Source organism: Anaerosporobacter sp. (genome assembly GCF_965301125.1).
Genome location: NZ_CBDLAM010000076.1, coordinates 3,839 through 16,315 on the forward strand (window position 1 = coordinate 3,839; position 12,477 = coordinate 16,315).

The following is a 12,477-nucleotide window of genomic DNA, read 5'->3' on the forward strand; positions in this document are numbered from 1 at the left end:
ATCTACTGTGATACATTAAACAATTTTTATGAATAGATAATTGCGAAAAACATTAACATTTCTTTTTGCACTACAAAGAGTTTCATAATTACCTAAGTGTTGAAAATGCGAGAGGAGAATAAGCATGAAGAAGATTTTAATAGTTGTAGATTATCAAAATGATTTTGTAGATGGAACGTTAGGTTTTGATGGAGCTGAAATTTTAGATGAATCCATTGCTAAAAAGATATATGAATATGGTGAAGGTAATGTATTCTTCACTAGGGATACACATACAGAGGATTATTTACAAACACGTGAAGGAAGAAACCTTCCAGTAGAACATTGTGTAAAGGATACAAAAGGCTGGGAAGTATATGGTGAAACAAAGAAAGCTTTAGAGGAAGTTAAAGCTGAAGGATTTGACAAAGAATCATTTGGACTATCTATTACCGAGGAGATAGCTAGTAAATTGCCAAAGACTGTAGATGAGGTCGAACTAGTTGGGTTAGTATCGAATATTTGCGTTCTTAGTAATGCGGTTATTTTCCAGACCTATTATCCAGGTGCAACAATAGTTGTAGATGCAGCACTAACTGATAGTTTTGATTCGGTACTAAACCAAAAAGCCCTTGATGTAATGGAAGGTTTGCAAGTTAAAGTATTGAATAGATGACAAGTCAAATAAAATTTTACAAAATCTTGAGGTTGACAAAATCCTAACTTAGGAGTAGAATTTAAAAAATTAGTTAGAGGCTATGAAAAGGAATAGTACATAACAACTGGATTTCAGAGAGAAGATGGCTGGTGAGAATCTTCATGAAGGTTTTATCGAAGGCGCCTTTGAGCTGTGCATTGAAAGATAGGAATATCAATTAGATTGCACCGGAGTTCCTACCGTTAGAAAGGGAGTAGCATAAGGAATCTCGTATTCCCGTGCTTACAAAGAGCAGAGAAATCTGAATTTAGGTGGTACCACGGACATATTATAGAGTTCGCCCTAAGCATAAAGGCTTAGAGCGGGCTCTTTTTATTATAAGGAGGAATTATTATGAAAACATTTAATATGGATGAGCTAATTGCGTATTGTAATCAGTATGGTTTTATCTTTCAAGGAAGTGAAATCTATGGTGGGCTAGCAAACACCTGGGATTACGGGCCACTAGGTTGTAGGTTGAAGAATAACCTAAAAGATGCATGGAGATTCTATTTCATTCAACGTAGGGAGAATAGTTATGAGTTAGATGCTGATATATTAATGAATCCTATGGTTTGGAAAGCAAGTGGACACCTTGACGGGTTCTCGGATCCTTTATTAGATTGCAAGGAGTGTAAGGCAAGACATCGTGCAGATAATTTAATTAATTCATTCGATGAGACAGCAAATGCAGATGCGATGACACAACAAGAGATGTTAGAGTTCATTAAAGATAAGAGAATTCCTTGCCCAGTTTGTGGAAAATCTAATTTTACGGATATTCGCCAATTTAATTTGATGTTTGCAACGAAACGTGGTGTAACGGATGATTCATCAAATACAGTTTATCTACGACCAGAAAATGCACAAGGTGAGTATGTGAATTTTCAAAATGTACAAAGAACTATGCGAACGAAATTACCGTTTAGTATTGGACAAATCGGTAAAGCGTTCCGTAATGAGATTACACCTGGTAACTTTACTTTTCGTACAATAGAATTCGAGCAGATGGAATATCAAACATTTTGTAAGAAAGGTGATGACGAAAGTCTTTACGATTATTTCAAAGAATATGGGAAGGAATTCTTTGAATATCTGGGATTAGCCAGTGAACACTTACGTTATCACGATCATGAGAAGTTAGCTCATTATGCGAAAGCAGCATGTGATATTGAATACTTATTCCCGTTTGGTTGGGGAGAAATTAACGGTACACACAATCGTACAGATTTTGATTTAGCTAGACATCAAGAGTACACAGGAAAAACAATGGAATATTTTGATGCAGAGAACAATGAGCGTTATATACCATATGTAATTGAGTCAACCTATGGACTAGATCGACTTGTACTAGCGGTACTGTTTGAAAATCTTGTTGAAGAGGATTTAGAGGGTGGGGACACACGTGTGGTATTAAAGATTAAACCATTCTTAGCGCCAATTAAGCTTAACGTACTTCCATTAATTAAGAAACGTCATGCAGAAAAATCAAAAGAATTACATCAAATGCTTTCTAAATACATGATGGTTTCTTATGATGAAGCAGGTAATATAGGAAAACGTTATCGAAGAGGCGATGCAATTGGTACACCATTTGCAATCACAATTGATGATGCTACTCTTGAGAATAATACAGTTACAGTTAGAGAGCGAGACAGTATGGAACAAGTTACGGTTTCTGTTTCTGAATTAATACCTTATTTGATAGAACGATTATAAATGCTAATCACGGTATATAATTTGCTAAACTCAAATATCAATCAACCTACATTATTCTTTATCAAAGAGATATGAACTTTCATTGCAAAAAAATAAAGGACAGTTTCAATATACTTAAGTAAATTGAAACTGTCCTTTATAATTTACAAATCTGTGTCTTCACAAATTTCTTCTTCAATGGAAGGTTGTTGAGGATTTCCATTGTTTGAATTATTCGATCCATTGTGACTAAATACACTAATTCCTTTTTTCAAAGGAGAGAAGATAAATCCTACTACGATTCCGATTAGTGATGCAGAAAGAACGACAAGAACTTTTTCTTCATTTGTCCAAGAACGTTTCATGAACTCAGTAATGAATTGTTTCATAAGAGCACCTCCATATTATGTTAATGGTATATATAGGTATTGTATTCCTATAACGATGGAAATTCAAGTTAAAAGCATTAATTCAGGTAATGATTTTTTTAAACGAATTGTTAATAACGTTGCAAGAATAATTTTAACTACATCTCCAGGTAAGAATGGAATAACACAATAAGTCATAGCTGATGCTAAAGAATTACTGGTAACATACATAAACCATATTGTTCCTAATATATAACAAACAGCTAATCCAAGTACCATAGCTATTACGAGCTTTAACCAAGTATATCCGAACTCTTTAGTTATAAGACCAACAATGAAAGCTGTAAATATATATCCAACAATATATCCACCAGTAGGTCCTGTAATGGTACCAAAACCACTTCTAAAACCAGCAAAAATCGGTATTCCGATTCCACCTAAGATTATATACGCTAGAATTGATAAGGAACCGTATTGGGGACCAAGTAAAGTACCAGTAAGATATACTGCAAATAAAGCAAGATTAATTGGAACCATTGGAAGCGGTATCTGTATCTGTGAACAAATTGCAGTGAGTGCAACAAATAGCGCGCTTGTTGTTAGAACCTTAGTTTTCATATTCATTGTATGTAACCTCCTTATGTCGTTTAATGTTAACCTGTAACTCGGTTGAGTTTACAATAGTATATAGTACAGAATAGCATTTGTCAACCTGTATCAATTATTAGTTAACAAATACTATTCTCTATTATTACAAAGCTAAAAAAGAAGACTAAAACACAATATTTTTTTGTGTTTTAGTCTTCTTTATAAAACAACGATATTTATATCTATTCTACCGTTACTGATTTAGCAAGATTTCTTGGTTGGTCAACATTAAGTCCACGATGAACAGAAGTGTAGTAAGCAATTAATTGTAACACTACAGCTGCTGTGAAAGGTGCAAATTGATCATCACTCTTAGGAAGAACGATGTGGTGAGCACATAGGTCATCGTCTACAGGCATTTCTCCATTCGTAATTAGAATAACCATAGCACCTCTTGCACGAACTTCGCGGATGTTAGAGATCATTTTTGCATATACCTTTTCTTGTGTTGCAAGAGCAATTACAGGTACGTCATCTGTTACTAGAGAAAGTGTACCATGTTTTAATTCTCCAGCAGCATAAGCTTCAGAGTGAATATAACTGATTTCTTTTAATTTAATTGATCCTTCACATGATAATGCATAATCAAGTCCTCTACCGATGAAGAATAGATCTTCAGACTTTGTTAAGCACTCACTAATCTTTTCGATTTGTTTATCGAGATCAATAGTAGTAGCGACAGCTTTAATTACGTCTTGTAATTGTTTTAAATAATTCTCACAAGTTTCTTTACTGATTGTTCCACGAATCATCGCGAATTTGAAGGCAATCATATAGATACTTGATAATTGAACTGTATAAGCTTTCGTACTAGCAACTGCAATTTCTGGACCTGCATGTGTGTAGAAAACATAATCACTTTCACGAGCAATAGAAGAACCTTTAACATTAACGATTGATAATGTTTTGCAGCCAGCCTCTTTTGATAAACGAAGAGCAGCAAGTGTATCTGCTGTTTCGCCAGATTGAGAAATTGTGATTACTAGTGTGTTTTTATCTAAGATTGGATCGTTATAACGGAATTCAGAAGCAATTTCAACAGTAACTGGTATACGTAATAATTTTTCAAACATTACTTTTCCGATTAAACCTGCATGCATAGCAGTTCCACATCCAACAATAATGACACGATTAATATCAGAGAATACATCATCATCAATTCCGTCTTCTTTAAAATCTAACATACCATTTTTTACACGAGGAGTAATTGTATTGTGTAAAGCATCTGGTTGTTCATGAATTTCTTTTAACATGTAGTGAGCATAGCCACCCTTTTTAGCAGAAGTAATATCCCAGTCTACATGTAAGATTTTTGGTTCAACTTTAGAACCATCTAACTTAGTAACTTCGATTTGATTACCATCTAATTTAGCTATATGATGTTCCGCTAATACAAAATAGTCTTTCGAATATTTGATTAAAGCTACCATGTCGGAAGCAACAATTGAACCTTGGTTTGATTGACAAGCAACGAGTGGGCTACCATTACGAATTGCATAGATAACTCCTGGTTGATCATGGAATAGGATACAGAAAGCGTAGGCTCCATCAAGAATTTCAGAAGCTTTACGGATAGCTTCGTAAGCATCACCATTATATAAACTGTCAATAACCATTGCAGCAATTTCTGAATCCGTTTGAGAAACTGGTTTTTTACCCTCTTTTGCAAATTCTAGTTCTAATTCATGGTAATTTTCAATAATACCATTGTGAATTAATGTTACTTTGCCAAAAGTATGAGGATGGCAGTTAGTGTCAGATACACCACCATGTGTAGCCCATCTAGTATGACCAATTCCGCAAGTTGTATCTTTATCTTGTGATGAGGCAACTTTTTCAATTAGATTCGATACTTTACCAGTTGTTTTTATTGTATGAATAGCATCGTTTTGAAAGAAAGCAATACCAGCACTATCATAACCTCTATATTCTAATTCATTAAGACCATTTAATAATACTTCAGTAGCATCAAGATTTCCTGTGAAACCAATAATTCCGCACATAATTCATTCTCCTTTATAATTCATTTGGATTCGGGTATTTCAAGTATCGATGCAAAACAATATATATATCTATATAGCTTATTAGTTCCGTACTATAACACAAAACACGCTACATATCTAAGTGCTTTTGAATGTGTACGGTGACTAAGAGTTTTGCTTATTTACTTTGTTGTACCCAAACCATTTACAATTCAATAGATCTTTGCAGTATCTAAGTAAGACAATTACTATAATTCAGTACATAAAGTAGAATGATTGATAAACATCTGTATATCAAATCATATGATTTTACATAGGAATTCAAGAAATTGCCTAAAAAAGACAACAAAAATAACAGCTTGGTTATATCTCTTTGTTCCCTGATTACTCAGGATTTTGAAGATATATACGCATCCAAGAATACGAAAAGGTCCCCGCCGAATTTTCGAACACCTTTTACCTCGTTACCCTTTGCTTTTTCCGCCCAGACAAAGGTACATGGCGCTAATTTTATCAAATTAGGATAGATTAATCTATAACACTAATTGAAGACATTTCTGTCAGATATAAAACATAAAACATGGGCAATTATTTATGGTACTGTGTCTATGGATTCCCCCTTTAATAAAGCTCATAAGTATTCTATGCTAATAGTATATGAACGTAGTAGCATAGTTGCAACACAGATTATAGAACAAATTGCAATCTCTCAGATTATCTAAATCGAAAAGAGTACAATCTACGAAGAATATAGCATGTTTCAATAGCTAAGTCAAGAAATTGACGAATACTTCATAGAAAATAAAATCTATGTGAGTTTTAATTGGAATTGTGCCTATTGTGTTTGAAAATTCGTAAATTATATGGTACACTACCAATTGTATGGTACAATTTTGGAGGTGCATATGAACAAAGAAAATAAACCACTAATTATTCTAACAGGACCAACTGCAGTGGGTAAAACTGCACTTTCCATACGTCTTGCAAAGGTTGTAAACGGTGAAATTATATCAGCTGATTCCATGCAAGTATATAAAATGATGGATATCGGTACTGCGAAGATTATGCCAAACGAGATGCAAGGTGTTAAACATTATCTAATTGATGAACTCATGCCAGAAGAAGAATTTAATGTGGTTAAGTTCAAGGAACTAGCATTAACTTATATGGAAGAGATTTATGCTAAAGGTAAGATACCAATTATAGTAGGAGGTACTGGCTTCTATATTCAAGCTATTTTGAATGATATTGATTTTACTGAAACAGCCGAAGATACATCCTATCGACAATACCTACAGCAGATGGCAGATGAAAAAGGAGCAGAATTCTTATACGAGTTGTTAAGAGAAGTAGATGAAGAAGCTACCAAAACGATTCATCAAAACAATGTGAAACGAGTAATTCGAGCACTTGAGTATTATCATCAGACAGGAAATAAAATCTCTGAGCATAACGAAGAGCAAAAACAGAAAGAATCACCTTATAACTTTGCATATTTTGTTTTAAATCATGAACGTAGCATACTATATGATCGTATCGAAAAACGAATTGATACAATGCTGGAGCAAGGGCTACTTGATGAAGTCGTTTCCCTATATAACAAGGGGTATAGCAAAGAACTTGTATCTATGCAAGGATTAGGATACAAGGAAATACTATCCTACCTTGAAGGAGAGTGTACCTTAGAAGAAGCGGTATATGTGTTAAAACGAGATACAAGACATTTTGCTAAACGCCAATTAACTTGGTTCAAAAGAGAAAGAGATGTTATTTGGCTAAATAAAAACGAATTTAACGACAATGAAGATAAAATTTTAGAAAATATGTGTAGTGTTTTACATGAAAAAAATATCATATAAAACAGTTAGGAGAAACAGATGGAAGAATTAAATGATATGTACCGAAGCCTCGGAATTGATGAAAAAGTTGTAGACTTTTGTAAGACGATTGAGGCTTCATTGAAGGAACGATTTGCAGCAATTGATAAAGTTGCTGAGTATAATCAGATGAAAGTCATTAAAGCAATGCAAGAAAATCATTTATCCGATGTTCACTTTAGTGCAACAACAGGTTATGGATATAATGACTTAGGAAGAGATACAATCGAAAGTATCTATGCATCCGTATTCCATGCTGAATCTGCATTAGTACGTCCGCAATTGACTTGTGGAACTCATGCGCTAACAGTGGCTTTATCAGGAAATCTTAGACCAGGTGATGAGATTTTATCACCAGTTGGAAAGCCATATGACACCTTAGAAGGTGTAATTGGAATTAGGCCAAGTAGAGGTTCTTTGGCAGAGTATGGTGTGACGTATCGTCAAGTTGATTTGCTTGAAGATGGTTCCTTTGATTATGAAGGTATTAAAAATGCGCTGAATGAGAAGACAAAATTAGTTACAATTCAACGTTCTAAGGGATACCAGACAAGACCAACATTATCAGTTTCCCGTATAGGCGAATTAATTTCTTTTATTAAAGGTATTAAACCAGATGTAATCTGCATGGTAGATAATTGCTATGGTGAATTTGTAGAGACAATTGAACCAACGGATGTAGGTGCTGATTTATGTGTGGGTTCTTTGATCAAAAACCCAGGGGGTGGACTTGCTCCAATTGGTGGATACATTGTAGGTAAAGAAGAGTATGTAGATAATGCAGCCTTTCGTTTAACTGCACCTGGTTTAGGTAAAGAAGTAGGAGCAACACTTGGAATTAATCAGCAATTACTTCAAGGTTTCTTTATGGCTCCACAAGTGGTATCAGGCGCATTAAAAGGAGCAATATTTGCTGCAAATATCTATGAAAAGTTAGGATACCCAGTTATACCAAATGGTACTGAATCAAGACATGATATCATCCAAGCGGTAACATTAGGTTCTGCAGAGGCAATTATAGCATTCTGTAAAGGTATTCAAGCTGCCGCACCAGTTGATAGTTATGTAACACCTGAACCATGGGCAATGCCTGGATATACTTGTGATGTTATTATGGCTGCAGGCGCCTTCGTTCAAGGTTCTTCCATTGAGTTAAGTGCAGATGCACCTATTAAACCACCATATGCGGTATATTTCCAAGGCGGTTTAACATGGTACCACTCAAAATTTGGTATAATGATGTCGCTTCAGAAATTATACGAAAACAATTTGTGCAATCTTAAGTAACCTTTAAGAAGTTGTCGACGAAATTGAGTATACAAACACCTGAATTTATGATAAAATGGTGTGTGGAATACATGTTTTAGAAACGTGTTATATTGATAATATGGATATAATGGGGATGGTATAAGATGCGAAATTCTTCCAAAAATGGATGGTCATTATTCTTGTTATTGCTAGCAGGCATAGTGCTCGGGGGATTCATTGGATGGCTAACAAAAGATGCCACGTATTTAGCATGGCTTAATTATGGACAGCAATTTGGAGTTAGCGAGCCTTTTAAATTGAATCTAGGAATCTTAAAAGTAACATTTGGATTTACAATCAAGATTACAATGTCAAGTATTATTGGTGTTATCTTGGCTATCCTTGTTTATAAGAAATTATAAGGAAAATAATTGTACAAGCTTGAATAGAGTTTCTTACTGAAAGTGAGGAAATCTATGAAGCAAAGAGAACATTTAACAGTCAAAGAATTACCTGTAACGGAACAACCCTATGAAAAATGTGAACGTTATGGCGCGGTTAGTTTATCAGATGCTGAATTACTAGCTGTAATCATTCGATCCGGTTCACCAAAAGAACGAGCAATTGACGTTGCCAATCGTGTGCTGGCGAATGAAAAGAGAGATCAAGGAATCGTATCGCTATATCAGTATACCATGAACGAATTAATGCAAATACATGGAATCGGTAAGGTAAAAGCAATTCAATTACTGTGTCTTGCTGAGATTAGCAAGCGGATGGCAAAAGCCACATATGGAATGAAAGTCCGTTTCTCTTCTCCTGAAACAATAGCGAATTACTATATGGAACAGATGAGACATCTTAAAGTAGAACAAGCTGTCCTTCTATTCTTAGATACCAAGTGCCATTTAATTCGGGATATGGAACTATCAAAAGGGTCAGTTAATTCTTCGATAACGGCACCACGAGAGATTTATTTGAATGCACTAAAGTATGGAGCAGTCTATATAATTTTGTTGCATAATCATCCAAGTGGAGATCCTATGCCAAGCAAAGAAGATATTATCACGACCAAACGAATACGAGAAGCAGGTTTATTAATCGGTATACAACTTATGGATCACATAATTATTGGTGACAATATGTATATAAGTTTGAAAGAACAAGGGCTTTTGGAATAAAGTTTTGTTCGCAGTTTGGAAGGAGTAAATTTAAGTGGCAGTTAAAACTTATGGAATAGATTTAGGAACAAATACAATTAAAGTATATAAAAAGGGCGAAGGAGTAATCCTTCATGAGAGAAATATTATAGCTGTTGAAAATAAAAAAAATGTAAAAGCAATTGGTGACGAAGCATATGAGATGAATGAAAAAGCACCAGTTTCTATCAAAGTAGTCTCTCCAGTTAGGAATGGTGTAATTGCAGATATTGGGAATATGCAACGTATTTTAACTGGTGTAATAAACAAAATAAATGGTGGAAAGAAAAGTACTAGCTCATTTTATATAGCAGTACCTACTGATATCACTAGTGTTGAAAAGAAGTCTTTTTATGATACAGTTCTAGCTTCAAATTCTAAAATTAAAGATATAAGTATCGTAGAGAAGAGTATTGCTGATGCACTTGGAGTAGGACTTGATATTACCAATGCCAGAGGTGTTATGGTAGTTAATATCGGTGCAGATACTACTGAGATTTCAATTATATCCTTAGGTGGAATCGTTCTTAGCAAATTAATTAATGTTGGTGGAAACAAATTAGATGAATCTATCAAATTATATGTTAAGAAAAAATGTAATCTTGCTATTGGAAATAAAACGGCTGAGACAATTAAGAAGAGTCTAGCAAGTGCATTACCAGGTTCAAACGAAACAATTACTGTATACGGACGAAATATTGTGAATGGACTTCCTGCGCAGATGGAAGTTGATTCTGAAATGGTATATGAAGCGATTAAAGAATATCTTCATACAATTGTTGATTCTATTAAGGTTATTCTTGAAAGAACTCCACCAGAAATATCTTCAGATATTATAGAATCTGGTATCTATGTAACTGGAGGTTCAGCATCTATTAAAGGATTGGATGCATTAATTGGAACCAATACAGATCTGAGAGTAAATATCTGTGATAAAGCTGATAGCACAGTTGTTGAAGGATTAGGAAGAATTATTGAAGAACCTGATTTAAAAGAACTTGCTTATAACATGAAGCAGATGACAATTAGAAGATAGATAAGGGAAGTCGAGGGGGACATTATGAGGCGTAGATCAAGGTTTTCACTTGAACCAAAATATATTTTGGCTATATGTTCCGTCCTATGTATCATATTGATTTTTATATCTTTTCGATACGAGGATAAAGTACAACCTGTTAAGAATGTGGTAACGGGTATATTTACTCCGATGCAAAAGGGTATTAATACGGTTGGAAAATGGATAACAGATAAAAAAGAATTGATAACAAACATCAGAGATTTGCAAGAGGAGAATAAGGAACTAAAAGAACAACTTGCAGAGACAACTTATGAGAATCGTATTCTTCAACAAGAAGGTTATGAACTAGATACCCTTCGTGATCTTTACGAATTAGATAAGAGATATCCAAGTTATCCTAAGGTTGCAGCTACAATTATCAGTAAAGATACAAATAACTGGTACAATCGATTTGTTATTGATAAAGGTTCTGATGATGGACTAAAAGTGGGAATGAATGTGCTAGCTGGTAATGGGCTTGTAGGCATTATAGTTAAGGTAGGACGTAACAATGCAACGGTCAGATCAATAATAGATGACGCGAGTAATGTTAGTGGTATGTTTTTAAAAACTAATGATCAATGTAATGTGAAGGGTAATTTGGAATTAATCGATCAAGGGCTAATTGAAGTTCAGGGAATTGATAAGGATGCTAAGATTAAAGATGGTTATGAAGTTGTTACATCCTCAATAAGCTCAAAGTACTTGCAAGGAATATTAATAGGTTATGTTTCAGATGTGAAAGTTGATTCAAACAACATGACGAAATCTGGACATCTGACGCCAGCAGTTGATTTTTCTAACTTAACAACAGTATTGGTTATTACAGAATTAAAAGAAACTCTATACTAGAAAGGATTTTGATATATGAAGCGTTTTTTTATGTCTTTAATCGTTATTATAGTATGTTTCTTATTGCAGAGTACTGTTTTTCAATCACTAGCCATAGCAGGCGTAGTTCCCAATCTGCTACTAATTGTAACAGTAGCTGCAGGATATATGCATGGTAGAACCAATGGGATTTACGTCGGGCTCGCTTGTGGTCTGCTAGTGGATATATGCTATGGTGATGTTATTGGCTTGTTTGGTTTAATGTATATGTGTATAGGATATCTGAATGGATATGCTCACAAAATTTATTTTACAATGCCAATTATCTTAGTTTCTATAAGTGATTTTTTATATGGCTTTTTCTATTATGTGTTCCTTTTCTTGTTAAGAAATCGTTTGAATATTTTATTTTATTTAAAGAGAGTTATATTGCCAGAACTTATCTATACAGTAGTAGTATCTATTGTTCTATATAAGATACTGCATATACTTAACGTGAAATTAGAACGTTCTGAGTATAAGGAGGTTTAGGTTTGTTTGATGTATTAATTGAAAAAATAAAAAAATTATTTCAATCACGGTTACTTCCTATTGTATTGATCTATGTTTTGCTATGCTTTACACTGATCAATAGAATATTCACCCTTCAAATAGTTGAAGGGGAAGCACACCAAAAAGAAGCGCAAGAAAAAACTACAAAAGAACGTGAGTTAAAAGGAACTCGTGGAAATATACTTGACATGAACGGGAAAAAACTTGCTTATAATGAGCTGTCTTATTCTGTAACTTATGAAGATACAGGTGAATTAACGAAAAATGAAGATAAAAACTCCATGATTTATAATTTAGTTAAAATTATTGAAAGTAATGGTGGCGTTTTAGAAAGTGATTTT

At 34.1% G+C, this 12,477-nt stretch carries 12 protein-coding genes, 1 pseudogene and 1 other annotated feature; of the genes and pseudogenes, 10 read left to right on the forward strand and 3 right to left on the reverse strand.

All coding sequences use genetic code 11. The features are described 5' to 3' along the window. Window positions 1-124 precede the first annotated feature (124 nt). Both ACW2QF_RS10005 and ACW2QF_RS10010 read left to right on the forward strand, forming a co-directional pair. On the forward strand, window positions 125-655 hold the full coding sequence (locus tag ACW2QF_RS10005) for a cysteine hydrolase family protein (RefSeq protein WP_455715860.1): 531 nt from the start codon (window positions 125-127) through the stop codon (window positions 653-655). A gap of 73 nt (window positions 656-728) precedes the next feature. Further along, window positions 729-985 (forward strand) — a binding site (T-box leader). Between the two features lie 45 nt (window positions 986-1,030). Further along, complete coding sequence (locus tag ACW2QF_RS10010) at window positions 1,031-2,395, forward strand: glycine--tRNA ligase (RefSeq protein WP_455715861.1); 1,365 nt, start codon at window positions 1,031-1,033, stop codon at window positions 2,393-2,395. A 143-nt stretch (window positions 2,396-2,538) separates the two neighbouring features. On the opposite strand, the gene ACW2QF_RS10015 is transcribed toward ACW2QF_RS10010, so the two are convergent. The 3 genes from ACW2QF_RS10015 to glmS all read right to left on the reverse strand — a co-directional run bounded on the left by ACW2QF_RS10015 (window position 2,539) and on the right by glmS (window position 5,393). Beyond that, window positions 2,539-2,763, reverse strand: a complete 225-nt coding sequence (locus tag ACW2QF_RS10015; protein ID WP_455715862.1) for a hypothetical protein — start codon at window positions 2,761-2,763, stop codon at window positions 2,539-2,541. A gap of 63 nt (window positions 2,764-2,826) precedes the next feature. Then, entirely contained in the window at window positions 2,827-3,366 is a 540-nt protein-coding gene (locus tag ACW2QF_RS10020) for a biotin transporter BioY (RefSeq protein WP_455715863.1), read from the reverse strand. Between the two features lie 206 nt (window positions 3,367-3,572). Further along, window positions 3,573-5,393, reverse strand: a complete 1,821-nt coding sequence (gene glmS, locus ACW2QF_RS10025; RefSeq protein ID WP_455715864.1) for a glutamine--fructose-6-phosphate transaminase (isomerizing) — start codon at window positions 5,391-5,393, stop codon at window positions 3,573-3,575. Between the two features lie 884 nt (window positions 5,394-6,277). On the opposite strand from glmS, the gene miaA reads away from it, so the two are divergent. The 8 genes and pseudogenes from miaA to ACW2QF_RS10065 form a co-directional block, all read left to right on the forward strand. Next, window positions 6,278-7,231 (forward strand): tRNA (adenosine(37)-N6)-dimethylallyltransferase MiaA, encoded by a 954-nt coding sequence (gene miaA, locus ACW2QF_RS10030; RefSeq protein ID WP_455715865.1) that lies wholly within the window; start codon window positions 6,278-6,280, stop codon window positions 7,229-7,231. An 18-nt stretch (window positions 7,232-7,249) separates the two neighbouring features. After that, entirely contained in the window at window positions 7,250-8,536 is a 1,287-nt protein-coding gene (locus tag ACW2QF_RS10035; RefSeq protein ID WP_455715866.1) for a methionine gamma-lyase family protein, read from the forward strand. 125 nt (window positions 8,537-8,661) lie between these two features. Continuing rightward, the gene (locus tag ACW2QF_RS10040; protein ID WP_455715867.1) at window positions 8,662-8,919 is read left to right on the forward strand and encodes a DUF4321 domain-containing protein; all 258 of its coding nucleotides are present in this window, start codon (window positions 8,662-8,664) and stop codon (window positions 8,917-8,919) included. Window positions 8,920-8,973: 54 nt separating this feature from the next. Then, window positions 8,974-9,678, forward strand: coding sequence for a RadC family protein (gene radC, locus ACW2QF_RS10045; RefSeq protein WP_455715868.1), 705 nt, complete (start codon window positions 8,974-8,976; stop codon window positions 9,676-9,678). 34 nt (window positions 9,679-9,712) lie between these two features. Then, window positions 9,713-10,732 (forward strand): rod shape-determining protein MreB, encoded by a 1,020-nt coding sequence (gene mreB / locus ACW2QF_RS10050; RefSeq protein WP_455715869.1) that lies wholly within the window; start codon window positions 9,713-9,715, stop codon window positions 10,730-10,732. A gap of 24 nt (window positions 10,733-10,756) precedes the next feature. Next, a complete protein-coding gene (mreC, locus tag ACW2QF_RS10055; protein ID WP_455715870.1) occupies window positions 10,757-11,605 on the forward strand; it encodes a rod shape-determining protein MreC in 849 nt (282 codons plus the stop codon). Window positions 11,606-11,620: 15 nt separating this feature from the next. Then, entirely contained in the window at window positions 11,621-12,115 is a 495-nt protein-coding gene (mreD, locus tag ACW2QF_RS10060) for a rod shape-determining protein MreD (protein ID WP_455715871.1), read from the forward strand. 2 nt (window positions 12,116-12,117) lie between these two features. Then, window positions 12,118-12,477 (forward strand): annotated as a pseudogene (locus ACW2QF_RS10065) (penicillin-binding transpeptidase domain-containing protein); the annotation flags it as partial.

Coding starts and splice junctions, on each gene's coding strand:
- miaA (WP_455715865.1), top strand. CDS start 6,278: ATGAACAAAGAAAATAAACCACTAATTATTCTAACAGGACCAACTGCA.
- ACW2QF_RS10035 (WP_455715866.1), top strand. CDS start 7,250: ATGGAAGAATTAAATGATATGTACCGAAGCCTCGGAATTGATGAAAAA.
- ACW2QF_RS10005 (WP_455715860.1), top strand. CDS start 125: ATGAAGAAGATTTTAATAGTTGTAGATTATCAAAATGATTTTGTAGAT.
- glmS (WP_455715864.1), bottom strand. CDS start 5,393: ATGTGCGGAATTATTGGTTTCACAGGAAATCTTGATGCTACTGAAGTA.
- radC (WP_455715868.1), top strand. CDS start 8,974: ATGAAGCAAAGAGAACATTTAACAGTCAAAGAATTACCTGTAACGGAA.
- ACW2QF_RS10020 (WP_455715863.1), bottom strand. CDS start 3,366: ATGAATATGAAAACTAAGGTTCTAACAACAAGCGCGCTATTTGTTGCA.
- ACW2QF_RS10010 (WP_455715861.1), top strand. CDS start 1,031: ATGAAAACATTTAATATGGATGAGCTAATTGCGTATTGTAATCAGTAT.
- ACW2QF_RS10040 (WP_455715867.1), top strand. CDS start 8,662: ATGCGAAATTCTTCCAAAAATGGATGGTCATTATTCTTGTTATTGCTA.
- mreD (WP_455715871.1), top strand. CDS start 11,621: ATGAAGCGTTTTTTTATGTCTTTAATCGTTATTATAGTATGTTTCTTA.
- mreC (WP_455715870.1), top strand. CDS start 10,757: ATGAGGCGTAGATCAAGGTTTTCACTTGAACCAAAATATATTTTGGCT.
- ACW2QF_RS10015 (WP_455715862.1), bottom strand. CDS start 2,763: ATGAAACAATTCATTACTGAGTTCATGAAACGTTCTTGGACAAATGAA.